Annotated in this window: 23 protein-coding genes and 1 pseudogene; 5 read left to right on the top strand and 19 right to left on the bottom strand. The window is 47.0% G+C overall.

All coding sequences use genetic code 11. The features are described 5' to 3' along the window. The first annotated feature begins 27 nt into the window (after positions 1-27). Positions 28-963: a magnesium/cobalt transporter CorA gene (corA, locus tag KIK04_RS16790; RefSeq protein ID WP_232274760.1), complete on the top strand. Its 936-nt coding sequence runs from the start codon at positions 28-30 to the stop codon at positions 961-963. Between the two features lie 155 nt (positions 964-1,118). Here the strand turns inward: corA and KIK04_RS16785 are convergent, their stop codons facing one another. Continuing rightward, on the bottom strand, positions 1,119-2,174 hold the full coding sequence (locus KIK04_RS16785) for an HRDC domain-containing protein (RefSeq protein WP_232274759.1): 1,056 nt from the start codon (positions 2,172-2,174) through the stop codon (positions 1,119-1,121). Positions 2,175-2,509: 335 nt separating this feature from the next. Here KIK04_RS16785 and KIK04_RS16780 point away from each other — a divergent pair, with 335 nt between their 5' ends. Then, a complete protein-coding gene (locus KIK04_RS16780; protein WP_232274758.1) occupies positions 2,510-2,806 on the top strand; it encodes a DUF3055 domain-containing protein in 297 nt (98 codons plus the stop codon). Between the two features lie 145 nt (positions 2,807-2,951). On the opposite strand, the gene KIK04_RS16775 is transcribed toward KIK04_RS16780, so the two are convergent. From KIK04_RS16775 to KIK04_RS16720, 12 genes and pseudogenes are all read right to left on the bottom strand, one after another. Further along, positions 2,952-4,151: a phosphodiester glycosidase family protein gene (locus tag KIK04_RS16775; RefSeq protein WP_232274757.1), complete on the bottom strand. Its 1,200-nt coding sequence runs from the start codon at positions 4,149-4,151 to the stop codon at positions 2,952-2,954. Positions 4,152-4,271: 120 nt separating this feature from the next. After that, positions 4,272-5,189 carry a 5'-3' exonuclease gene (locus KIK04_RS16770; protein WP_232274756.1) on the bottom strand — a complete coding sequence of 306 codons (918 nt, stop codon included), beginning with the start codon at positions 5,187-5,189 and terminating at the stop codon, positions 4,272-4,274. A gap of 231 nt (positions 5,190-5,420) precedes the next feature. Then, complete coding sequence (locus KIK04_RS16765; RefSeq protein WP_232274755.1) at positions 5,421-5,780, bottom strand: arsenate reductase family protein; 360 nt, start codon at positions 5,778-5,780, stop codon at positions 5,421-5,423. Positions 5,781-6,021: 241 nt separating this feature from the next. After that, positions 6,022-7,077: an RluA family pseudouridine synthase gene (locus tag KIK04_RS16760; protein ID WP_332329975.1), complete on the bottom strand. Its 1,056-nt coding sequence runs from the start codon at positions 7,075-7,077 to the stop codon at positions 6,022-6,024. After that, entirely contained in the window at positions 7,067-7,666 is a 600-nt protein-coding gene (locus KIK04_RS16755) for a cob(I)yrinic acid a,c-diamide adenosyltransferase (protein WP_232274754.1), read from the bottom strand. The genes KIK04_RS16760 and KIK04_RS16755 overlap by 11 nt, the downstream gene beginning before the upstream one ends. A gap of 140 nt (positions 7,667-7,806) precedes the next feature. Next, complete coding sequence (locus tag KIK04_RS16750) at positions 7,807-8,367, bottom strand: bifunctional adenosylcobinamide kinase/adenosylcobinamide-phosphate guanylyltransferase (RefSeq protein ID WP_232278780.1); 561 nt, start codon at positions 8,365-8,367, stop codon at positions 7,807-7,809. 50 nt (positions 8,368-8,417) lie between these two features. Beyond that, positions 8,418-8,981, bottom strand: a complete 564-nt coding sequence (locus KIK04_RS16745; protein ID WP_232274753.1) for a hypothetical protein — start codon at positions 8,979-8,981, stop codon at positions 8,418-8,420. A gap of 123 nt (positions 8,982-9,104) precedes the next feature. Then, positions 9,105-9,335, bottom strand: coding sequence for an aspartyl-phosphate phosphatase Spo0E family protein (locus KIK04_RS16740; protein WP_442951096.1), 231 nt, complete (start codon positions 9,333-9,335; stop codon positions 9,105-9,107). Positions 9,336-9,512: 177 nt separating this feature from the next. Beyond that, a complete protein-coding gene (locus KIK04_RS16735; protein ID WP_269670955.1) occupies positions 9,513-10,730 on the bottom strand; it encodes an aminotransferase class I/II-fold pyridoxal phosphate-dependent enzyme in 1,218 nt (405 codons plus the stop codon). Positions 10,731-10,741: 11 nt separating this feature from the next. Beyond that, entirely contained in the window at positions 10,742-11,242 is a 501-nt protein-coding gene (locus KIK04_RS16730; RefSeq protein WP_232274752.1) for an Lrp/AsnC family transcriptional regulator, read from the bottom strand. Between the two features lie 360 nt (positions 11,243-11,602). After that, positions 11,603-11,965 (bottom strand): annotated as a pseudogene (locus KIK04_RS16725) (spore coat protein); the annotation flags it as partial. Between the two features lie 79 nt (positions 11,966-12,044). After that, entirely contained in the window at positions 12,045-12,299 is a 255-nt protein-coding gene (locus KIK04_RS16720; RefSeq protein ID WP_232274750.1) for a hypothetical protein, read from the bottom strand. 95 nt (positions 12,300-12,394) lie between these two features. Between KIK04_RS16720 and KIK04_RS16715 the strand changes: the two genes are divergently transcribed. Further along, on the top strand, positions 12,395-13,618 hold the full coding sequence (locus KIK04_RS16715) for an NAD(P)/FAD-dependent oxidoreductase (protein ID WP_232274749.1): 1,224 nt from the start codon (positions 12,395-12,397) through the stop codon (positions 13,616-13,618). Between the two features lie 72 nt (positions 13,619-13,690). Here the strand turns inward: KIK04_RS16715 and KIK04_RS16710 are convergent, their stop codons facing one another. The 4 genes from KIK04_RS16710 to KIK04_RS16695 all read right to left on the bottom strand — a co-directional run bounded on the left by KIK04_RS16710 (position 13,691) and on the right by KIK04_RS16695 (position 18,500). Beyond that, positions 13,691-14,917: an MFS transporter gene (locus KIK04_RS16710; RefSeq protein WP_232274748.1), complete on the bottom strand. Its 1,227-nt coding sequence runs from the start codon at positions 14,915-14,917 to the stop codon at positions 13,691-13,693. Between the two features lie 79 nt (positions 14,918-14,996). Then, entirely contained in the window at positions 14,997-15,416 is a 420-nt protein-coding gene (locus KIK04_RS16705; RefSeq protein WP_232274747.1) for a hypothetical protein, read from the bottom strand. A 269-nt stretch (positions 15,417-15,685) separates the two neighbouring features. After that, positions 15,686-16,102, bottom strand: a complete 417-nt coding sequence (locus tag KIK04_RS16700) for a DUF350 domain-containing protein (protein ID WP_232274746.1) — start codon at positions 16,100-16,102, stop codon at positions 15,686-15,688. A gap of 40 nt (positions 16,103-16,142) precedes the next feature. After that, positions 16,143-18,500, bottom strand: a complete 2,358-nt coding sequence (locus KIK04_RS16695) for an endonuclease MutS2 (protein ID WP_232274745.1) — start codon at positions 18,498-18,500, stop codon at positions 16,143-16,145. A 179-nt stretch (positions 18,501-18,679) separates the two neighbouring features. On the opposite strand from KIK04_RS16695, the gene KIK04_RS16690 reads away from it, so the two are divergent. Next, positions 18,680-19,042 carry a phage holin family protein gene (locus KIK04_RS16690; RefSeq protein ID WP_232274744.1) on the top strand — a complete coding sequence of 121 codons (363 nt, stop codon included), beginning with the start codon at positions 18,680-18,682 and terminating at the stop codon, positions 19,040-19,042. 270 nt (positions 19,043-19,312) lie between these two features. Next, positions 19,313-19,690, top strand: coding sequence for a cupredoxin domain-containing protein (locus KIK04_RS16685; protein ID WP_232274743.1), 378 nt, complete (start codon positions 19,313-19,315; stop codon positions 19,688-19,690). A 92-nt stretch (positions 19,691-19,782) separates the two neighbouring features. Here KIK04_RS16685 and KIK04_RS16680 read toward each other — a convergent pair whose 3' ends face one another. After that, complete coding sequence (locus tag KIK04_RS16680; protein WP_232274742.1) at positions 19,783-20,418, bottom strand: CvpA family protein; 636 nt, start codon at positions 20,416-20,418, stop codon at positions 19,783-19,785. Next, positions 20,415-25,253: a hypothetical protein gene (locus KIK04_RS16675; protein ID WP_232274741.1), complete on the bottom strand. Its 4,839-nt coding sequence runs from the start codon at positions 25,251-25,253 to the stop codon at positions 20,415-20,417. Before KIK04_RS16675 ends, KIK04_RS16680 begins: the two co-directional genes overlap by 4 nt. Positions 25,254-25,295 lie beyond the last annotated feature (42 nt).

The raw sequence follows: 25,295 nt of genomic DNA, 5'->3' as shown, positions 1-25,295 counted from the left end.
CGAATCAGACCGAAGGAGTGATTTGCAATGAAAATTCGTCTGGTCAATCAAGGCGTATTCACGCCAATTGATGACATCGAAACAACATTGAAGCCGCCAGAAGAAGGCTTTTATTGGATTGATGCAGACATCGAAGACCTTGTTGTTCTACAGCAACTCTTCTCTATTCACGACCTAGCAGTAGAGGATTGCTTGAATGAAGAAGAGCAACGCCCGAAAATTGAAATTTATGAAGGCCACTATTTTATTGTGGTAAACAGCATTCGCTTTGACGATGAAGAAATTTTTCTACGCACGTTGAACACTTTTTTAGGCAAGCATTATTTAATAACGGTAACCCAGCAAAAAATTAACGAACTGCGCACGGTCAAGCCCCTACTGTGGGAGCAAGAGGTATGTACGCCAGACCGGATGCTCTATTTGCTCATTGACTTAGTTGTCGATAACTACTTTACGGTAGCAGACCGCATCGAGGCCAAAATCGACAATCTGGAAGAAGAAATGCTCGTTAATGCTAAGAAATCGCACTTGAACGAAATTATTAGCTTGCGCAGCGAAATTTTATGGTTGAAAAAAGGGCTCGGTCCACAAAAAGAAGTGCTAACTGTGCTATATCGCAAAGATTTGCGCCTTATTGACGACGACCTGCAAAAATATTTTCGCGATATATATGAAAATGCTGTCAAAGTAACTGAAACGTTTGAAACGTTTCGCGATTTGATGGGGAACTTGCGTGAATCGTATCAATTGAGCATTGCAAATCGTGCCAACGAAATTATGCGTGTATTTACAGCGATGACGACTATTTTTATGCCACTTACGTTTATCACAGGTATTTATGGGATGAACTTTGATTATATTCCTTTTATGGATACGAAATACGGATCTGTATTTGCAATCGGCTTTATGTTTCTTCTTGGTGGGTTTATGTTTTATTTGTTCCGCAAAAAAGATTGGCTATAACGTTGTTACAACGGTTCCTATTATGCCCGCTGCTCCCTACTCATACGGGGACAGCGGGCTTTTCATAATCCTAGAAGCCATCGCTCACCTGATTGGCGTTTAACCTACCTGAACGAATCCGTTCTGTATGTATACCATTTGTACGCTATCTTCCCTTATGCAATTTTTCTGGCATCACCGCCCTGCTCGCTCTTCTCGCTTTGCCCATTGTGCTCGCGACGCACTAGCCGCAACAGGCGAATCCGCTCGTATATCGGCTGCAACTCCACCATAGGCTTCTCTAATGCCATCTCTCCATAAGCTCGCACAAGTACAGGCCGCAAATATTTATCACCCAAATCGGACAAAGCATGCTCTATAGCAGAACGCTCATCCTGCGGCAAATCAACGAGCTCCCGCTCAATAAGCTCCTGCATATTGAATCCTTCTTGCTCCATCGCTTCTATGCGTACAATAATCTCCCGTCTGTCTACCTGTAAGCGTGTCATCAATTGCTCAATGCGCTCACCAAGTTGAACCCCTTCGAGCAAACGACGACGCTCGGTTATTTTCAACAATTCCGCGGCTTGCTTATCTTCTTCTTGCTCATAGATCCACTTCGCAAACTCTGCTTCCGTCACTGCAGCCTGCACCCAGTCTAACGGGAACGTCGTTTTTCGCTCCATTGTTCGCGTCACCTCCAAAATATCCTCGGCATATGAGGCGACTTTCGCATCGCCGAACCCGGGCAATTGCTTAAGTTCCTCCGGCGTATGCGGCACAAAAGCACTTACGATACGCAACATGCGATTAGTCGCGATCCAATAAGGAGCTCGCTTTAACTTGCCCGCTGTTTCACGACGCCACTTGGCCAGTTGCTCATACAACGGCGAAGGATGGTGCAAATCCGCATAGCATGTTATCCATTCTTGACGTTCGCGCATGCGCCGCTCATGCATGTTAGCTTCTGGCGAAAACCCAAGCGATAAACGATAACCTGCGCTCAACAAGCTGGCCATGCCACGCCGTAAAGCTGCACGCATTTCTACCCACATCGTGCCCTCGTACCAGATTAGCGACTTCCCTTCCCGCTCCCAGCACACTACCCAGTTCCCATCCTGCTCACCAGCAGTTATAATGCCATATTCATTAGACTTCTCATCAGGTGGGCTAGGTGACACCGTATCCGAATCTTTACTAAGCTCAAGCATAGCCATCCAAATCAATTTCATTACCATTTCCTCCTCGCAGTATGTAATAGGACATGTCGTCTGTTTCGCATGTTGTGAGGTGCATCTATTTGCCCTGTGTCATTCATCTAAGAACGCGTCAAAGTAAAATAAAAAAAGAAAGCACCCCTTTGAATAGCCTATGGCTCATCAAAGAGGTGCTTCCTCGTCCTAGTTATGAATTTAACTAAATTATAGCATGTCACGTTCGTGTGTCAATTCCTAATCATACTTTCATCTATTCATAATAAGCATTCATTAGCAAATATTTCATCATTTCACAAACGAATTGGATAGGCTATAATGGGGACGTCATCCTTCAAAGGAGGTACAACACGATGAACATCAATGAATTGGATTTTTTATCGGACAGTACAGAACAAACGAGTACACGATTTGTAACCGTTATTGGCAACAGCATGCATCGTTTTGATCTGGCTGTCACAACTACGAATCGCTTTTATGGAAAAAAGTTAGTGACCGATCTGCAATCAGGACTAACCGCTATCCTAGGTCAGGACGACTTGGAAGAAGAGGGATACCTTGAACACTTTTACAAGTTGACTGAAGAGGAAGCAGAGGACTTACGCCAGTTTCTAAGCTTAGTTGTTGGCGAAGTGAATTTTACGGACTAGACATGAGAACAGAGAGAAACCCCTCGCCTTTAAAAAGACAGGGGTTTCTCGACAAGCTGAAATGCGCGCTAAGCGCTTTTTTTGTGTAAACTCATACATAGAGCAAGGGAATCTTGAATCCACTTACTTGAACAGTACTTAAACATTACTTGAACAATAAAGCGTTACTAATATTGCGCCCTGGCTTCGTCATCAGCTTGCCGTTCGCGTATAAACCGGAAGATGCACCGCCATCCAAATTCATCGCATGCACAGCACCTAGCTGTTTCCAAGCAGCAGCCCATTCCTTCATCGTCGCCGAACGTACAGTCGCGATCATCACGGAACCGTCAGGCATAATGCCTACTCCACTACGTGCCGCAGACAGCGTAAGTATTTTATCTTGTCTGAAGCCTTCTGCTTTAGGATTTAGAGCAACTTTGCCATCTTTGACAAGACGCGGTCCCGCTCCAATAGCGGCCGTCACGTCACTCCAACCCTCAATTTCATTCCCTTGGTGGTTCATATATGTAATATCTAGCTTCACTTTCGCGCCTTTCTTAAACCGGTCGGCCAACTTGGCTTCTTTGCCTGTAAAATGAATAACGTAGCCGTCTGCCGGAATGTTGACGCTGCGGCCAGAAGCTACCTCTGTCACGATTCCTTTGCGCACGACTACGGCACGACCAAATGCAGCTCCTGTCGTTTTACCACGCTTAGGTGTGAACAAGATAGCTGAATTCGCATTCGACTGTGGCGTACGATTAACGAAATAAGCGTACCAATCCAATTCCCTGCCATCGTCAAGCTGCTCCACTTTTCCTGTCATACGCACACGTAGTGTATCCATTTTTGCACTGCCATCGGATTTAAAGCCTATAGTCGTTCCTAAGTTACCAACATGCTCAATACGGCCATCGGAAATAACAGTTCCCCACGGTTCCGGTATGCCACCGTAAGCTTCAAAGAAAGTGCCATTTACCGCCGCGCGCGCTTGGTGCTGTGCGACAATAGATTGCAGTGAAGCAACTTTGCCAATTTGCCCAGCACCAAATATGACGCTTGGCTTCATGCCCTTAGGCACGCGTACGGTACTCACACTTAACTTCTTAGCTCCCACTTTAATTTGCTGGGTCGATGCCTTGACTTGCTTTCCACCTTGCACACTAGCTTGAACGCTACCTGCAAATGCAGCAGTATGTGCTAGGCTTGAGCTGCTTACTTGTACTTGCGCTGCTTCAGCTCGTCCGATTTGTGGCATCGCGTAGGCTGAAGATCCAGAAAATGTCGTCATCATAAGGCAAAAAGCTAGTACTCCACTTACAAAATGCCGCCTGTTGCGGCGAGTAGTCAAATGCGTATTCATGTTGTATAAATCCTCCCCAGGACATAGAGAAGGACCCTTTTTATATCTAAGATGTTAGGTTCATGGTGTCGGTTAAAGAGTCCTAAATGTGATATTTTGTTTCGTAAAATGCTGTCATCCTTACATCCCAATATATGAAATCATGCTATTCATTTCCAAACGTTCAAATACAGCGGACACTGCATCTCGATCTGGAGAAAATGCGCAATCGTCAGCATGACAAGAGACAGGCACTTCACATTCAATTCGTGCTAACTGGCGTGACAAATGAAGCATGTCCAAGTCAGCTTCGATTTTAGTGCGTACCCCTTTTGCAAGCTCTGGCAAATGTTCTAGAATACCTTCGATAGACGCGTACTGTTGCACCAGCTTTAACGCTGTTTTTTCCCCAATACCGCGCACTCCCGGGTAATTGTCAGAAGGATCGCCCATTAACCCTTTTACGTCGATGACTTGCATCGGGGTTAATTGCTTCTCTTCCATTAACGTTTGCGGGCAATAGACAGCATAGTTGCCTTGTCCTTTTTTCATAATAGCTACTTTAGTACGCTCATGTACGAGCTGCAACATATCATGATCGCCTGTTAAAATGACGACTTCCATCTCTTCACGGTATAAACGTGCAAGGGTTCCTATGCAATCATCCGCTTCGAAACCTTCTACAGATATGTTCGGGATACCGAATCCGTCCATGACGTCGCGCATCAATTGAAATTGCGGCACTAAATCTTCAGGGCATTCTGAGCGATTAGCTTTATATTGATCAAACTGCTCTGCTCGAAATGTCTTGCTGCTCAAATCCCAGCAGCACACGATATGCGTAGGGCCAAATCGTTCTACGGCATCCCAAAAATAGCGCATAAAGCCGTATACCGCATTCGTCGGCGTACCGTCCTTCATTCGACGAATTGTACCGCCATATGCGGAGGCATAATAAGCACGGAACAGCAAAGCCATTCCGTCGACAAGCAGCACGCGCGGCTCCTTAGGTGTATCAAACGTTATATCTGAAATGTCTGTAATATCAATCGAATTCATTGTTTTTTGCCCCTTTCCCGTCTCATGCGCTCAACAGCTTAACCAGTATATCATATCCTGCAATCTGTTCCCGATAACGGTTTCTGCCAGCAACTCTAGGCATAGGACTACACATATGGATTCAACTACTTTGTTACATTGCTTAGAAGCGCACTGCCTGAGCTGTACTACTTAAGAGCATACTGCTTAAGAACATTCTACTTATGAGCGTGCTACTTAAGAGCGTACTGCTTAGGACCATACTTCTTGGTATGTATCTTCTTTAAAACCAACCGTGACGCGCTGACCATCTGTAACGATCGGACGTTTAATGAGTTTGCCGTTCGAAGATAACAGCTCTAGCTGTTCTTCTTCGCTCATATCCTTCAAGCGATCTTTAAGCTGGAGCGATCTATATACTTCTCCAGCCGTGTTAAACCACTTTTTAAGTTCTAAGCCGCTATTCGCCACGAGGGTGCGCAGCTCATCAACAGTCGGTGGCTGTTCCACGATTGGGCGCAGCTCCAATTCCGCTCCTTTTGCTTGCAGCGATTTGATCGCGTTACGGCAAGTGCTGCATGTGGCATAATGATAAACGGTTAATTTTTTCATATTCATTCACTCCGATCTACTACATTTACTACGATTTTTTTGGATAACTTGGTTTAATTCGAGATGCTGCATCCATGACAATCTCATTCAAACGAATTCGCTCAACTACATCCATTTCGCTCTGATTCGAACGAATTCAATCTACTGCATCCATTTCAATCTCATTCAATCTAATTTAATCTACTCAATGGATACTGCTGTGACACGGCAAAGCTAAGGATAACTACAAAGCTAAATAACGCTAAGCCTGCGACAAGCGTTGTCGCAACTGCTCCATATCTGGCGGCAAATCGACGTGAAATTGAAGGCGTTCAGCCGAAATGGGGTGATTGAAAGCAAGCTCTGATGCGTGTAGCGCCTGACGCGCGATACCGCAATCTTCACGCTGCTCACCGTCGCTCTCCATCTCTAATTCGTCGCTGGATGGACGTTCTTCATCGTCCCGCTTATAAAATCTGTCCCCTATTAGAGGACAGCCAATATGCTTCATATGGACGCGAATCTGATGAGTCCGTCCCGTCTCCAACTTACAGCGCACCATCGCCGCTGGCTGTCCGTTCATCTCATACTCTTCCACCGTCTCATAATGAGTGACGGATGGATAACCGCTAGGCGTTACAATACGTAGATGCCGTTCCACGGGATCACGGTCTATTGGAGCGTCAACCGTCCCTGTTCGTGGGAACGGCACACCGTATACGAAGGCGGTGTACACTTTATCCATCGTTCGGTCAATCATCTGCTCCGCCAGCTGTTGATGAGCGTACGCATGTTTGACAACGATCATCAGGCCCGACGTATCCTGATCTAGACGATTTGCGGGGCGAAATTTAGTCAATTCGCCACGAGAACGCCAATAATGAACGACACCGTTAGCCAGCGTGCCATTTGGATATCCTTTTGTCGGATGAACGACGATGCCTGCTGGCTTATTCAGCACCAGAATATCATCGTCCTCATACACGACATCAATCGGCATCGGCTCAGGCAATATATAGTCCTCATCCGCGCCCATTTCTTTAATGCGGACCACGACGACGTCCTGTGGGAGGAGACGCTCTGTCGCATAGCGCCGCTCTCCGTTAACCGTAATGGCGTCCTCCAACTCTTTTAGCCGCTTGTTCAGGCGGCGTGATAAATGGAGACGTGTACGCAGTATAGTCTTTAGCTGAATACCCGCTTCCTCTTCTGGTACGACATATTTGAGTTCAGCTACATCGCGCCCTTGCATGCCTTGGCCTTGCTTATCTTGGTCTTGCATCATACCATCGTTACTCAACCCGTTCTTATCCATCATATTTCTCATTACGCTCTTTACGGGTAGTAAATACATCTGCACTGCGCGCATAAGCTACATCTTCAATTTCAGCCAACGCGTTAGCACGACGAGCGGCCACAAAGAAATAGTCCGATAAACGATTTACATATTTCAACACTTCCGGATTAACAGCCTCTTGCTGTGACAACGTAATGAGACGACGTTCCGCGCGACGGCATACCGTTCTGCACACATGTAGCGCAGATGCAACCGCATGCCCACCTGGCAAAATAAATTTCGAAATCGCTGGCACTGCTGCATCGTGCTCATCAATCCATTGTTCTAACCGCTGCGCCAGCTCTGCATGCACTTTGTATATCACCTTACCCTGCCTTGTCTCGGCATAGGCTGCATCCGAGCCACAATCAAACACTTCATGCTGAATCATCGTAAGCTGTTGACGTAGTACGTCCATTGCATCGTCTGTACAGCAAGACACTGCACAGCCAATAAACGAGTTAAGCTCGTCCAATTCACCATAAGCGTCTACCCGTATATGATCTTTGGGAACTCTCCCACCGATCAGCGAAGTCATCCCTTGATCACCAGTTCGTGTATATATGTTCATTTGTTATGCTCCTTCGTCATCTATAAAATCTCTTACCACAACAGCATTTATTGCCCAATAGTCTGCTTTTTCGCAGTACTGCTTCCTACGCAGATCCGTGTATATCACAGCACGACTATTTTGCGAATGTACGTATTCCCTTATCCGCGAAAACGCAGTGACGTCAGCTCTTGAGGAATGCCGGCCGTCATCCTAAATAATTGATCGCAGCGCCGAAGCACAACAGCATTTAACTTCGCAAGTTCACGTGCAAACGATTGCTCTTGTTTACTCATAAAGGGGGTAATAAGCGGTGCTTCGTTCGTAATAAGGAACAGCTTTCCTTGAAAGCTGAGGATTGCCTCTTCCAACGCTAATCTAGCTGTTGCCACGTGCTCTGCATACGCACTGCTATCACATTCCCCTTGCTCTTCCAATAAAGCCTCATGCCAAGATATGAAATAAGATGATAAACTATCAATGACAAGTACGCGGCGGTCAGCACGGAACAAATTCGATCCATTGTTGATCCGGTGCAGCATACTTGGCAACAAATGATCGGTTTCTACCGTTTTCCAACTCATGAGAGAAACTTCAGGCAGGGCTTCCGGTACGATAGTCCGGTTCGTGATGACGTACAAGCCTTCGCGGCCGAAAGTAGACGCATAGTGCAGTGCGAACGACGTTTTGCCACTGCCAGTGCTGCCGATAATGCCTATCATCACGTGTCTTCCCTCCTGACCTTTCAAAGTATTGACTCCATGCCATGACGTTATTGTTCAGCTGCTAACATTTTCAACACCGCTACTGATTTATCGATACTAGGTGTGCCTACATGAACAGCCGCAAACCAATCCTTTTCTTCAATGCCAACTTGTGCAATAACAGGAAGTTTACTTGTTGGAAGCGCAAATAAGTGCTTGCCTTTTTTCTCTATAAACTTTTCCCCTACTTGCTCCTGGATAGCACCATCTATGTAACCTTCACGAAACGTATCTTTATTGAAAAAAGGTTCCAATGGAACATGCCCACCCTGCAAGCTCATCTTCTGCATATCCTCTTTTGGCACCATCATAATGCTGTTGCCCCCAGCAGCGTACTCGACAAACAATTTGTGTGGGCTGTACATCACCGACGTCACGACATCAACGGTAAATTTCCCGTCCAATTTTTTATTCAGATGCTGCTCCAACTTTTCCTCGATCTCGCTCGATATGGTCGTTTTCGGCATCATAAATATTTTTATATCTGCCTCATCTGCATTGTTGCAACCGCTCAACATACTCGCTAATACGATCAGCATGAACAATTGACTTAGCCATCCTAGCTTGCGCATGGTGCGTTCCCCTTCCCCACCTGTTAGCCGTGTTCGTTATGTAGACTTACCTTCAACCACAACTATATCACAAACAATAGAAGCAAAAAAAGAAGACCCTTGCGGGCCTTCCATTGAACGCAGTCATTTTTTGACGTGCGATTTCATATATTCATTAATTTTCACATCAAGCAGTCTGCTAATTTCAATAACTTTCTCAGCTGTAAAAGACTGCTCTTCCTGAAACATTTGTTCCATTTGCTTGCGAAGAATACAAATTTCATCCTCTAATGCAAGCAGCTCGGACGAAACGTTTCTTGTTTTGCCCGACCATTTCGGCATCATACCGTCTTCCCTGAATAAGGCGTTTTTCATTGTGGTTAACGTGTAGTCCGAACAAAACAAGTTTATTTTCCTCCTTCCGCTGCTAGGTATCCCCTGCTTAGATTATCCCTATTTCCCATAATAAGGACGAACACAAACAGGACATGTTATATTATACCAGAGCATATTGGAGAAAACTAGTTCTTTTTAGATTCATTTGAATATTTTTCACATTTCTTGCTTTATATTGTCGACTAACCGCCCCATACGCTCAATTGCCTCATTTAATTGCGATACAGAAGTTGCGTAGGAGCAACGAATAAATCCTTCTCCACCTAGACCAAACACATCGCCCGGGACAGCTGCTACTTTAGCCTCAAACAACAGCCTCTGTGCAAACTGCTCCGATGTTAAGCCCGTGGATTTAATGGAAGGAAATGCATAGAACGCCCCTTGCGGTTCATGACATTCCAAGCCGATTTCACGGAAGCCTCTAACGACTAGCCGTCTGCGTTGATTGTACGACTCTACCATTCGATCTTTTTCTTCTTTGCCGTTTTTCAACGCTTCCAACGCAGCCACTTGCCCCATGATCGGCGCACACATAACCGTGTACTGATGAATTTTTAACATTGCTGCTATAATCTCTTGATGTCCACAAGCATATCCCATACGCCAACCCGTCATTGCAAAAGCCTTCGAAAATCCACTAACGAGTATCGTGCGATCTTTCATGCCAGGAATTGCGGCAAAGCTTACATGCTTCTGATCGTATGTAAGCTCTGCATAAATTTCATCCGAAATAACGATCAAATCGTTCTCTTCTACAATTTTCGCAATCGGCAACCAATCCTCATACGTCATAATGCCGCCTGTCGGATTGCTTGGGTAGCACAAAATTAACACTTTTGATTTCGGTGTAATTTTTGCCCGCAACGACTCAGCTGTCAGCTTGAAATTGTTCTCGGCCGTTGTCTCAATGCCAACTGCGACACCACCACCGATCGATACGATCGGTGAATATGAAATATAACACGGCTCAGGGATAAGAATCTCATCCCCTGGCGATACAAGCGCACGCAAAGCCAGATCAATGGCTTCCGAGCCGCCGACCGTTACGAGTACTTCGTTGGCTGGATCATAAGTGACATCGAAAGAATCGTCCAAGTATTTGGCGATCTCTTCGCGTAGCTCAGGCATCCCTGCATTTGACGTATATTTCGTCATTCCTCTTTCTAACGAATATACACACGCTTCACGAACATGCCAAGGTGTGCAAAAATCAGGTTCGCCCACACCGAGCGTAATAATGTCTTTATTTCCGCTAACTAAATCAAAAAACTTGCGAATACCAGAAGGCGGAATAGAGCGTACTAATGGATTTAAATAATCATGCATCGAACGTGAATGTTGTGACACCGTTTGTTTCTCCTCTGACTTAATCATGACTCGTCACCTCACGGAGTAATAACGAGGCGATGGTCATCCTCGTGTTCCTCGAATATAATGCCGTCTTGCTTATATTTTTTCAAAATAAAATGTGTTTTTGTCGATAATACGGATTCGATTGGAGATAGCTTGTCGGAAACGAAACTCGCAACTTCGCGCAAGCTCTTTCCTTCTACCTCAACGAGCAAGTCATATGCACCAGACATTAAGTACACCGATTTCACTTGCGGGAACAAATAAATACGTTCTGCAATACCTTCGAAGCCTCGTCCACGCTCAGGTGTAATTTGCACTTCAATTAATGCGGTTACTTTCTCATCCTCAACCTTACTCCAGTTCACCACAGTGGCGTACTTTACAATAACGTGATCTTCTTCCATTTCTGCTATGGCCGCACGTACTTCGGCCTCTTCTTTGCCAAGCATCGTTGCAATTAAGTCAGAAGAACGTCTGGCGTCTTCCTTTAACAACTGCAAAATGCTCAGTTTCAACTCGGTAAGCTCTTTCATAACCGCGTCCTCCCTCAGTTGCCTGTTTACAATTGACAGTAATGATAACAACTATGATACACCTAACTACAACTCCCTGCCAACTAAATTCAATGGAACCATTTAACGCGGTAACAAAATAAACAAATAAAAGAAGCGAGCTTCCCCTTCGCCTGAATATACCACGAAAGGATAACCCGCCTCCAACCGACATCGTTAGTGATGACCTTGCTGCTGATGCACATGAATGGGTTGAACATGATGTGAGTGTGCATGATGTAAATGTTCATGGCGTGAGTGCTCATGATGTTGATGCGAATGATGCAAGTGTGCATGGTGCTGGTCTAATTCCGTCAACGCCGCATAAGGTACAGCACTGTAGTTCGACGGTTGATGAGCTACTGAATGCCCTGTTTGCGCGTACTGCGCACTCTGTTGTTTCTGCTGTAAAAATTGCTGCGTTTTTTGCAGGGTCTGCTGATTTTGCTGCAACTGCTTCGTTACTTCCTGTTGCAAAGCACCCGAAGAAACAGAATACATATTGTTCTGCTCCATAAGGTAAAATAGCTCTCCTTGCAGTTGCAGTGTGCTATGCGTCAAATCGGTAAACATTTGACGTACAACGGGACAAGCCGCCTCCGTTACAGCGGTTGTATATTCGCGAGATGTTCGCTTTAAATCCGCTAAAATCGTGTACAGTAAATCTCCCTCTGGCATAAAGCCTTGTCCTTGCCCTTGTGGCATGATGGCCCACCCCTTAAACGAAATCTAAAATCTAAAATTGGTTACCGAGCTATATTCCGCAACGTGCAGCCAGCAATCCCTAAGATGAGGAAGGGGGCTGCGGCTGGGTCGGTGCTAAATGCTCGTGCTGCTGCAAACTTTGCACGAGTACATTCGCATGCTGTTGATGAACCGCTATCAGATGAGACAACACCTGATGGATTTGAGGATTTGTCGTTTCAGCAGCGGTAGCAGCACATTGTTTGAGTAGCAAGTCTTCATTGGATATGGAATCGACAATGTACTCCAATTCTTTAGCTGATAATGCCTTCATTGCATGAGAATGTTGAACCATTTAGACTATCTCCTTTCGTCACTTGAGAACCATTGAACTACATGTATTATGCACCCATCTATAGGGAAATATGTAACATGAAAGGAGCGACCAGCATGAAATTACAGTCCGGTACTTTACCGTGGCTAGACGTTCTGCAATCCGTACGTTCCTATCCTCCACTAGAGCAACATTTATCATGTGATGTCGTTGTACTAGGAGGCGGTATGAGCGGAGCACTAATGGCTTTTGAATTAGGCAAGCGAGGCAAAAATGTGGTCCTGTTAGAAAAGAGAAGCATTGCCGGAGGAAGTACAAGCGCGAGCACGGGCTTGTTGCAGTTTTGCAATGATAAATCGTTAACGTCTTGCATCCATACATTCGGAGCAGCAAGCGGAATCCAATTCTACACGCTATGCAAACAGGCCGTAGAGAAACTGCTTTCACTTCCGAAGCAACTCAATGCCGACCCTGACCTTTTACCAAGAAGCAGCTTGTATTTTGCTAGTTGTAATGAAGATGTGCCCCAACTGGAAAATGAATACGCTACGCTTTTGGAGCATGGCTTTGACGTGGAGTGGTGGGATACCGATAAGATTGAAGCTCACTTTGGCTTTCGCAAGCCCGCCGCGATTGTCACCCACGGTGATGCTGAAGCCAACCCAGTCAAGTGCGTGCACGCATTGATCGACACGGCTGTAGAACGATTTGGACTCCGTATATATGAGGATTCACGTGTGCAGCGTCATGAATGTATGGTTGACGGCGTTGCCTGTTACACGGACAAAGGATTCAAAGTAACGGCAAGGCATGCTGTATTCGCGCTTGGCTATGAAACACAAGAACTTAAACGTGATCGTAACGCCGTATTAGAAAGTACGTTTGCAATCGCAACCCAACCCATTCCAAACCTAGAGCAGCATTGGCATCAGAAATGGTTAATATGGGAAACGGCACGGCCTTATTTATATTTGCGAACGACCACCGATAACCGAATTGTAGCTGGAGGTTTGGATGAGGGTACAACCATTCCCGAAGAACGAGAAGCTATGCTGCGCAACAAAGCGAATTTGTTACGTGGTGAGATTAACAAATTGTTCCCTGCTTTAGGGCCATTCGAAACCGAATATGCTTGGACTGCCGCTTTTGGCTCAACGCACGACGGCTATCCTTTAATAGGGCCACATCCTGATTACCCCAATTGCTATTTTGTGGAAGGGTATGGTGGGAATGGGACGGTGTACAGTGCAATTGCGTCTGAACTCATCTGCGACATGATAGAGTACGGCTCTCATCCGGACGAGCATTTATTTCGTTTTAGTCGAGCAACAAAGCCATAAAAGCCATTTAAGCCATCCTAGCCATAAAAATAAAGTGCTCACATCGTTAGCAAATGGAGATACACCTCTCAGCTAATCATGCGAAGCACTTTTTTCTTTTTGCTTTAATTTTTGTTGCAGGATCGGACGCATCAGCCATGTGGTGATGACGGGCGCAAATCCAACGACTGCTAGAAAAATGACAATCGCCTGATGGTCATTTCGCCATTGCACGAACACAATAAACGCTAAAATGGATACGATCCTACCAACGAGTAACCCAAACTCACGCGTAACGGTCAGCTCAACACGATGTTGGACAGATTGTTCATCCACCCCAAGCAAATCAAACGTAGCCGATGTCATCGGAACCACAAATAACGGCGAAAATAACGAAGTGATAATCCCAAACGTCAACAGAGACGAATATTGTAACTGAACAAAAAGAGGTACAACCGCGCACCCCATCGCTATCGCCCCTACAAACATGCCTGAAATCCGATACTTCTCTTTAATCCAACGACCTACTGCATAAAAGCTAATGAGAGACACCGCTGACGTAATGAGCGTATAGCTTCCTAACTTCAGCTCATTTGTCGTTGCAATATACACGATGAGTCCGACGAGAAAAGCAAATACCCCATCTCTAATGCCTTGAGCAGCAAGTGCTGGCAAAGCGGCACGCCACGGGCTATTTTTCTTTTTCCACTGTACAAAAGGGATTAGCCAATCATAATGTTGTTCTGGCGGCCTTCGTTCCAACCAAAAACTAATCATGCCCGCTCCAATAAATACACCAAGTGAGATCGTAAAAATAAGCGGATAACCCCGATCACCACCTAATTGGGAAATGAGAAACCCTGACGCCCACGGAGCGATCATACCGCAACCTGCCCCTACTAACCCGACCGAACCGTTAAATAAGTCTCGATTATTAGCGTCCGTTACTTCAAAATAAATGACGTTAAAGGCCAACCAAAATGCGCCTAATGCAGCACCTAAGGTAAGTCCCAACGGCCATATATAATAGACGGCTGCTTTACCTAACCACAGCACGGCTGCGTAGAACAGACTAGCAAGACCTATACCAAGGCGTAAGCAATTCAACTTATTGCCTTCTTTTACCCATTTTCCAGCCGTGTAGAACATGAGCCCAATCGCTATTTGCTGACTAAATGCAAACCAACCGATTAACGTAAACTCTGATTTTACTTTCCATAAAAAAACGTTGACGAACGTCCCAGAGAGAGCGTTCGCCAACGAAAAAAGTCCGAACACGACCAACAACAGCAGCAGTTGGCCGTTAAGACGCGCTTTCACGAAGGTGAACCCTCCTCGCTTTAGAGCTCTGCACCCTTTTCGTTACAGCATATAACCTACCCTAAAGCGAGCGTCTTCATTATTCAGATTTTGAATTTCTTACGTTGTCCATCAATGCTTCGCGATGCGGCTCCGCTAATACTTTGCTCACTTGGAAGCACGATGTACATACATACACATCCAACGCAAACGGCGCAGCTAGTAGCGGCTTGTCCAACGCTTCAGCTGTATGGGCCTTAAATTGATTATCCCCCATCGTTTCTTGTCCTGCCAATAACATATATTCGCGACACAGCGGACATTCAGGCACTTCAGGCTGGTCGAGCAAGATGCGATCCATACTATCTTGATAACGCAGGCGATCTGAATTTTTTAGTAGCAAACCTTTACCGTCCCAATCCATCTCATCCCATGCTTTGTCCTTTGCTGCGCCCGCATCTTGACCTTCCTCATCATCCTCATCTTCATCACGCGAACCCATTTCATCATTACGTTCCATCGCAACATTCACGGTTCGGTATTCATTAAGCTCATTATGACAATGTGGACATTCTTCCTCAGGACCCAATTCCTCATCCCATACTATTTCTGTATCGCACCAATGACAAATCGTTTTCACTCTAAAACCATTCCTCTCTAACTCAGCCCATTATTTAAAGATTGTTCCAATAAAAGATGCCTATAATAAAGAATAACGCCGCACATGCGAATAAGGTCATCCACAAATATTTCAAATTCATGCAATAATCCCCCTGCACCACCGTACAACTAAATGCTTGCACCGATAATATAGGACAATGAAACGGAAATGACCATTGACAGTAAGCCAACCGCGCGATTGTCCCGTTGTATTTCGTCATCAAGACGGAAATAAGGCATTAGAAACCCGAACAGAAAATAGGCGACGAGCAGCAAGCAGTAACCGACTACAGCCCATTGCAACGAAGCATAAATCGAATCATGCGCGTCGATTCCGAAGCGAAAAATGTTGCATATGCCGAATATTTTTCCCGACGTCGCCATGGCGACACTGATGTTGCCTTTACGAATTTCATCCCAACATTTATAGCGCGTGACCAACTCAAAAATCGATAGCAAAATACCGAGAGCTAACAAGGCTACTGAAAAATAAGCGACCATGGCGACATAAGGATTGGCGAGCCATTGTTCCATAATCTGTTCCATGTTCAGCCAATCCTCCCTCTAAATAACGACGTGTTGATCATTATTTAAACTCCACCACGGTTACACCAGTTCCGCCTTCATTGTAATTACCGATGCGGAAGCTTTTTACATGTTTGTGGCGACGTAAAAAGTCTTGAATGCCCGTGCGCAATATTCCTGTTCCCTTGCCGTGGATAATGTAAACCTGACCAAGGTTCGACAGCAAACCTTCATCGAGGAATCGATCGACTTCCATTAATGCCTCTTCCAAGTTCTCCCCACGCAAGTCAAGTTCTGAGCGGACACTGTCCCCTCTAGAACGCGTTAAGTTTGCTCCGGTCTTAACCACTTCCGGCTTCGCGCGTGCAAGTAGCTCCAAATCATCAAGGCGAACTTTCATTTTCATAATTCCAAGCTGCACAATGGCTTCTTGAGAACCTGACAGTTCAACTACAGTGCCTTTCTGATTCAAGCTATATACCGTTACTTCATCGCCAGCTTCGATCTTACGTGCTTTAGCTGCACTAGGACGCTTGCCTTGCTTGCCCAGCTTGCTTGCAGGTGCTGCCTCGTCAAGACGCTTGCGCGCTTCCGTTAAACGGTGATCTTGAACATTAGCCTTTTCTTCCGCTAATTGCTTCAGCTCTTTAATAATTTCTTCCGCTTCCCGACGCGCCTTCGCGACGACGCTGCGGGCTTCTTCCTCCGCTTTGGCAACGCGCTTGTCTCGCTCTGCCTGTAAACGTTCGTTCTCCGCCAATAATTGCTGGCGCAGCGCTTCCGTTTCACGGCGAAGCTGCTCGGCGGAAATACGTTCTGCCTCCGCACTTAGGCGATTTTCCTCCAAGGAGGCGATCATGGATTCGACACGCATATCTTCTTCTGTAACCTCGCCGCGTGCATGATCGATAATCGCCTTCGGCAAGCCAAGTCGCTCGGCAATCGCAAAAGCGTTGCTTCGACCAGGAACACCGACTAGCAATCGATACGTTGGACGCAACGTCTGAACGTCAAATTCCATGCTCGCATTGATGACGCCTTTACGCTCATAAGCGTACGCTTTCAGTTCGCTATAATGCGTTGTCGCTACCATGCGACATCCCGTTTGATGCATATGCTCCAATAGTGCAATAGCCAATGCTGAGCCTTCTGCCGGATCTGTTCCTGCTCCCAGCTCATCAAGCAGCACTAAGCTTTTCTGTGTCATTTCTTGCAAGATGCGAATAATGTTCGTCATATGGCTAGAGAACGTACTCAAGCTTTGCTCGATGCTCTGCTCGTCCCCGATATCCGCATAGATGGAATCAAACACGCACATTTGGCTGCCTTCCTGTGCAGGAATAAACAACCCTGACATCGCCATTAAGCTAAGTAACCCGATCGTTTTCAACGAAACCGTTTTACCGCCTGTATTGGGTCCGGTTACGATAATTGATGTGTATTGATTGCCCAACTCGACATCGATCGGTACAACGCTATCCTTAGCAAGCAGTGGATGACGCCCTTTGCCCAATTTCAAAAATCCGCGATCGTTCATGCGCGGCTGTGTAGCTTTCATCTCATGGGCAAGACGTGCTTTGGCAAAAATAAAATCAAGCTGCTGCAAACATTCGGTATCGTTAATGAGCAAATCTGCCTGCTCACCAACTTGATCCGTAAGCAAAGACAAAATACGTTCGATTTCCCGCTCTTCTTTAAGCTTCGTTTCACGGAGCTTATTGTTCATCATCACAATGGACTCCGGTTCGATGAACATCGTAGCGCCGGAGCTGGATTGGTCATGCACGATCCCGCCAAAATGACCGCGGTACTCCTGCTTGACCGGAATAACGTAGCGGTCATTCCTAATCGTAACGAGCTGCTCTTGCAACATTTTCGCTGTGCTTGGTGTACGAATAAGCGATTCCAGCTTCTCGCGAATGCGTGTTTCGCCGATGCGTAGCTCGCGTCGGATCGTTGCTAATTCAAAGCTTGCTTGATCCAATACGTCACCTTGCTCGTCGATACATTGGCGAATGTGTTCCTCCAAAGGCTTCTGTTCGCTAATCGCATCAACAAGCGCTTGCAGCATCGGAACAGCCTGCTCTTCATGTACGCTTTCAACATGGCGATGAATACGTCTGCCAGCGAACAGCAATGCTGAGATATGCCACAGCTCTTGTGGGCTAAGTACCGAGCCTATGCGCGCACGTTGTATCGCAGGACGGATATCCGTCACGCCAGAAAATGGTGCCCCACCTTTAAGACGGTCGACGGTCATCGCTTCGTCTGTCGCTTGCAAACGGTGTTTGACTTCATCTAAATCAGAGCTTGGCAACAGCACGGATGCAGCCTGTTCACCTAGCTGGGTTGCAGCATGATTCGCCAACTTCTGCAAAATTTTCGTATAGTCTAACGTTTTTAAAATTTTCGAATCCAAAGTAAAGTCACGACTCCTCTCGCTGTTCATTATTATAGCCTAACGAAAACACCGTGGCTATGCGGTTAAGCTAGCACTGGATAAGTTTGTCGATACCTGCCGCTTATGTTTAATAAAGAAAAGGATACAATAATTGTTGCACAACACGTACCCTTTCAAACGGTCAAGGAGGTAGGTCCATGAGTTTTCTCGGTCATGTCGTCCGATTTATCGTCGCAGCGCTCGTATTAATGGTCACTAGCTGGATTGTGCCTATGTTTTCGGTCGGCGGATTTTGGAGCGCTTTACTGCTTGCTCTAGTCATCGCCCTGTTCGGATGGATCGTCGAAGGTCTGTTCGGCAAGCGAGTCACACCATTTGGACGTGGCATCGTCGGGTTTTTGATAAGCGCGCTCGTCATTTACGTTGCACAGTTCTTCGTAGGTGGCGTTTCCGTTTCTGTAATAGGTGCCCTGCTCGCTGCGCTTGTTATCGGGCTCATTGATTTGTTTATTCCGGTAGCAACACCGTACGAAGCTGGTCGCAGTAATACGTCGAAATAGGCGTAAAAAAGGTCACGTAGTATTACTTACGGCCGAACATACAAATTGGATGCATCCCAATGCAACAAATTTCATACGTTTGTCACAATCTAAATCGATTATGACTTGGAAAAGCCTTTCTCATTGCTTATTGTTATGGCAAGGATTCAACATTGGAATTGTTGCCAAACATATTCCAGCGACGATGTTGGCTTCCATAACAGGTACTGTACTTCTGGTTAGGTAGTTAACTATCACATCTCCAGAACGTATAGTCAGGAGGGTTTAATCATGAAACGCATTGGGATCATCGGGTTTGCGGTGCTCACGTTAGCATTGGCTCTATCTGCTTGTAGTTCAGGAAAACAGACTGATTCACAATCGAAGTCTAATTCGAACGATTCAGCAGCTAAACAAGTTGTTATCAAAGCTTCTAACTATAAGTTTGACCAAGCCGAATACCGTGTAAAAGTAGGCGAGCCTGTTAAATTTGTATTAGAATCTTCTGGGAATCACGGACTTTCCGTGAAAGAACTTGATTTGAATCTGGATCCGAACAGCACTTCGCAAGTCGTTACCCCTGATAAAGCAGGCACATATGAGTTCATTTGTACCATTATGTGTGGGCCTGGTCATAAGGACATGGTTGCCAAAATTATCGTTGAGTAACGAGCAAGCATGAAAAAGCCGCCGTCATCTCGGTCAAAAGCCGATGAAACGGCGGCTTGCTTTATATTCATGTGACATGTGTATGGAATACGCTACAGCCATTGCGCCCATTTGATCGCTTCGACGATGACTTCAGGTATCCAAGCTCCTGTCTTGTTCATCCAAAACGATGTTTCTACCCATTGGTGTAACTTTCCTGTTGGCCATGCTTTAAGTACCACATATAACAAGCACCAAATAATTAAAAATTGCAAGTATCCGATGATCGCTCCGCTCCAACGGTCAATGGATTGAAGCGGGCGGTTTTTTGAAAATCGTTTGAATAGTAAATTAAGCAACCAAAATCCTGCCATGACAAACCCAAACAATATGCTAAACGCGGTTACCGAATAAACGGTCTCAGAGATGGACGACCACGCGCCACTATACACCGATGCCCAATCGCCCTTCTGGGCTGCTGATGGAGCTGCTTGGGTTCCGAGTGACTGTATAGGGCTTGGATCACCCTCTACGCCAAACAATCGTTTTTTTACCCATGGTGCAAAAAATTCATAAAATCGCGATGCAATAAAGAACGCAAGTAAAATGCCGAATAACGAAAGCAATTGCGAGCGTAGCCCACGAACTGCACCAATGATCGTAAATAGAACGGCACATATAACGATCGCATAATCAAGCGGGTTCCAGGAAAGAAAAACATCCCTTACGGTGTGCCACCATTCGATCATTTCACGTCCTGCTCAATCAATTCAAGCCACTCATTAAATTCTGCTTGCAGCTTTTTGTATTCATCTTGCAATTGAACGTATGCCTTCTCCGTTTCCTGAGCCTTATTCTGTTCCATTTCCCGCTGAAGATTCGATATACGGAACTGATGGGACATGACTTCGAATTGTTCTTTGATTAGTGCGATCTCATCTTGAGAGCCATCCGCTCCACCTTGCATAGATCCTACTTGTTGCATGGCTTCACGAAGCTCAATTTGTTTCTGGTCATATTCTGAACGCAATTTTTTGAGCTGTTCTTGCAGGTCACGTTCACGCTCTAGCAATTGCTGTTCGCGTTCTTCCCATTGATGCAAATGATTTGTCATCTGCTCAGCTAATGCTTGGCGCTGCTGCTCAGTCTCCACCGCCGCGGCGGCTTCTGCCTGCGCAGCTGCTACAGTCGCTTCAGCCTCTGCTTGCGCACGCTCCGCTACAGCTAGTGCTACCTGCGCTTCCACTCGCGCTGCTTCTTCCACTTGCGCTTGCTCCATCGCGGCTTCGGCTTCTGCCTGTGCAGCTTTTACAGCCGCTTCAGCCTCTGCTTGCGCACGCTCCGCTACAGCTAGTGCTGCCTGTGCTTCCACTCGCGCTAATTCTTCCATTTGCGCCTGCTCCATCGCAGCTTCGGCTTCTGCCTGCGCTGCTGCTACAGCCGCTTCAGCCTCTGCTTGCGCACGCTCTGCTACAGCTAGTGCTGCCTGTGCTTCCACTCGCGCTGCTTCTTCCATTTGCGCCTGCTCCATCGCAGCTTCGGCTTCTGCCTGTGCAGCTTTTACAGCCGCTTCAGCCTCTGCTTGCGCACGCTCCGCTACAGCTAGTGCTGCCTGTGCTTCCACTCGCGCTAATTCTTCCATTTGCGCCTGCTCCATCGCAGCTTCGGCTTCTGCCTGCGCTGCTGCTACAGCCGCTTCAGCCTCTGCTTGCGCACGCTCTGCTACAGCTAGTGCTGCCTGTGCTTCCACTCGCGCCGCTTCTTCCACTTGCGCCTGCTCCATCGCGGCTTCCGCTTCTGCCTGCGCTGCTGCTACAGCCGCTTCAGCTTCTACTTGTGCACGCTCTGCTTCGGCCAGTGCCGCCTGCGCTTCCACTCGCGCTGCTTCTTCCACTTGCGCCTGCTCCATCGCGGCTTCCGCTTCTGCCTGCGCTGCTGCTACAGCCGCTTCAGCTTCTACTTGTGCACGCTCTGCTTCGGCCAGTGCCACCTGCGCTTCCACTCGCGCCGCTTCTTCCATTTGCGCCTGCTCCATCGCGACCTCAGCTTCTGCCTGCGCAGCTTCTACAGCTGCTTCAGCCTCTGCTTGCGCACGCTCCGCTACAGCCAGTGCCGCCTGCGCCTCCACTCGCGCCGCTTCTTCCACTTGCGCTTGCTCCATCGCGGCTTCGGCTTCTGCCTGTGCAGCTTTTACAGCCGCTTCAGCCTCTGCTTGCGCACGCTCCGCTACAGCTTGTGCTGCCTGTGCTTCCACTCGCGCTGCTTCTTCCATTTGCGCCTGTTCCATCGCGGCCTCAGCTTCTGCCTGCGCTGCTTCTTCAGCAGCTTTAGTTTCTACTTGCGCCTTTTCAAGCGTTGCAACAGACTCTTCCCATTGCTTACAATCCGTTTCTAGCTGGCCACAACGCTGTTCCAATTCGTCAATCAGCGCATCGTACGTCATGCGCTCATCCGCTTCTTTCTCTGCACGAGATAACAGCTCTTGACTGAACTGCACTTGCAACGCCTCACGCTCGCCACTAAGCTGCTGATCAAAATCTTCTCGCAGCTGAACAGTCTGCTCCTGCCAAGCCGTTCGAGCAGCTTCCAACTGCTCTTGCAGCTGATTCCGCTCCTGTGCAAACCGCTCCTCAAGCTCTGCTTGCTCTAGCTGCAATCTTGCTTCAGCAGCATTGCGCGCTTCATCCGCTTGCAGTTGCAAGGCCTGCATATCTTTATCCGCTTGTTCCACCAGCGCTTGCAGTTCCTCTTCCATCTTCACTTGCATAAGCTGACGCTCTTGCTCAAGCTGCTGCTCGAACTGGCTACGCTGTTCCTCCAGTTGCTCCTTCAATTGCACTTCATATTGCTGCTCTATTGAAAGCCGCTCTACTTCCGCCTGTTGAGTCAGCTCTGCGTAACGTTGCTCAGCTTCTTGCAACAATCCAAATTGCTGCTCCTCAAACGCAGCTCGCTCCTGTGCTAGCTGCTCTTCCCATTGTTTCGCCTGCTCCTGCCATTTCTCAGCATGCTCAGTCCATTCATCCTTTTGCTGCTCCCATTGCTCGCGCTCGGAGTTCCACTGCTGTTCTACATGTGTATATTTTTCATTCCATTGATCACAATTCAATTGTAATTCATCTGCGCGCTGCTGCTGTGACACCACTTCCGCTTGCGCATCGTCACGCACTTTTATAAGTCGTTCCATTTCCACCTGACGAGCACGATCAAGCTGCTCAGCACGACCAAGATGTCCCTCCAGCATGCTGATCCGCGCTGTATGGGCGCGCAAGCTTTCCGCTGCTTCATTAAGCTGAACATCTGCTTCTGCCAGCTGATTATCTTTATCAGCTAGCTTCGCCTCAACTTCAGAGCGGAATTGCGAATCAGTGGACTCGTGGGACGACATCAGTTCCGCATGTTCGGTACACAGCGTCTCAATCTGTTCTTCGTACTGTATAGCCAGCGTACTAAGCTCTTCTTCATGCTGCTTCGTCATCGCGCTAAGCTGCTCCGAGTGCACCGCTTCGACTTGTAACAGTTGCTCAGCATACTCAGACTGCACTTGTAGTAACTCATTAGCATGTTCCGCTTGTATTTGCGACACACGGTCCTCATATTCAGCTTCTACTTTAGACACATAATCCTGATGTTCAGCTTGTACTTGCATCAAATGCTCAGCACTATCGGCCTGTACTTGCGCCAATTGCTCCGTATTCTCTGCTTGTACCTTCATCAATCGCTCAGCGCTCTCAGCCTGTACTTGCAGCATTTGAGCCGCGTACTCGTCCTGTGCGTGCTGCATTTGCACCACATGCTGCTGCTCCAAATCGTTGATACGCTGACTGTAACTTTGCTCCAACTGCTCAACTCGCTGTGCATGCTCCTGTTCCAGCAGTTGCATCAGCTCGTTATTTTCCTGTTGCAATTGCTCCAGACGCTGTTCATCCGCTTGGCGCTGCAACTCCATTTGCTTCTTGCTCTTTTGCTCGACTTGTTCGATTTGCTGCTTATTTTCTCGCTGCAATCGCTCAAGCTGTTGCTTGCTTTCAAGTTGAAGGTCAGCCGTGCGCTGTTCGTGAGCCTGTTGCATTTGCTCCGTCTGTTCGGAATGAACACGTGTCAGCTCCGACGTTTCCGTGGAAAGGCGAGCTTCCCACTCCGCAGTTTGGGTAGCTAACTGACCTTCCCAAGCTACTGTTTGCTCAGCCAGTTGTTGTTCCCACATTGCATGCTGTTCTGCCGATTGCCGCTCCCACGACGCTGTCTTTTCGGCCAGCTTCGTTTCCCATTTAGCAATGATCTGAGCAGCACGGCTTTGTTCAGCATCCAACTTCGCTTGCCACTCCACTTGCAAAGTAGCAATTTGCTGCTCCAAAGCTTGAACTGCGGCTGCGTGAGCCGCTGTAATCTGTTCCCGCTCCTCTTCACGCTGCAATTCCAATTCGAGAATCCGCTCTTCATAAGCTTCGTTACTTACTAAGCTTGCTTGTTCATGCTGCGCAATTAATTGGTCGCGCTCCTGTTTATACGTATCACTTAACTGCGATAACGCCTGTTTATGCTCAGCTTGCATACGCTCTAGCGATTGACGCAGTTGCACAGCTTCATGTTCAAACTCCTGCTTCGCCGCCTCTGCTGCCTCACGATGCGCCGTATTTAAAGCATCGACGGTGTCTGCATGCTCACTGCGCAGCTTCGCCAGCTCTTGTACGTGCTGCTCATTTGCTTCTTCGGATGCTTGCAAATGATTAAGGCGTTCCTCATCCAACTCGTTAGCGTGCTCCGCCACTAATTTTTCCAATACTGCCGTATGCTGCGCATTCAAATTCGCAATTACATGATCATGCTTCCGTACCGTTTCGTCTATAAACTTGCTATGCTGCTGCTTGAGCTGACCCGTCTCTTGCGCGAATTTCTGCTTTGCCTGTTCGAGCTCGCGGATATGAGCATTTGCCGCTTCCGCTTGTTTTTTCTGCTCCTGCTCAACACGCTGCTCCGTCTCTTGCAAACGTCGTTTTAAATCATTTTCACGATTGATAACACCTTGCAGACGCTTCTCCACATCTTTCATCTGCTCGCTCAGCTTACTGTTGCGCTCATCAGCCGACTTCTTCTCCGCAGACAACTTGGTGTTCAATTCCGCTTGTGAACTAAGTTGCTTACCTAGCTTATCCAGCTCCTGCTCTAGCTTGGCCCGTTCTTGTTCCAGACGCTCGCTCTCTTCTGCAGCCTGTTCACGCATACGTTCTACTTGCTGCAGGGATTCGGCCTTTAAGCGCTCAAGGTTGCGTTCAGACTCTATTTTCAGCTTATCTAGCGTGGTCGCAAGCTCTTGTGCCGCTTGTTCCTGATCGACTAACTTCCCGCTCACGAGCGAAAATTCATCTTTGATTCGTTGGACTTCTTCTGCAATATGTACAGCTGACAATACCGCAATACGCGGCGTATCCAGCCTTGGATTTCCTTCTGCAATTATGCGCATGTGCTCATCTACATAAGAAGCGATGTTGCGCACATATTCCTTACTTGTATCCCCTACCAACTTATACTGTGTACCATATATTTCAACCAATACCCGTAATTTATTATCCGGTGAGGTCATTTTAACGTCCTCCTAACTTCCTGAACCTAATCTGTATTTTTA

The organism is Paenibacillus sp. 481 (assembly GCF_021223605.1).
In the GTDB taxonomy this organism is placed as follows: domain Bacteria; phylum Bacillota; class Bacilli; order Paenibacillales; family Paenibacillaceae; genus Paenibacillus_B.
This window is presented reverse-complemented; position numbering and strand designations above follow the sequence as displayed.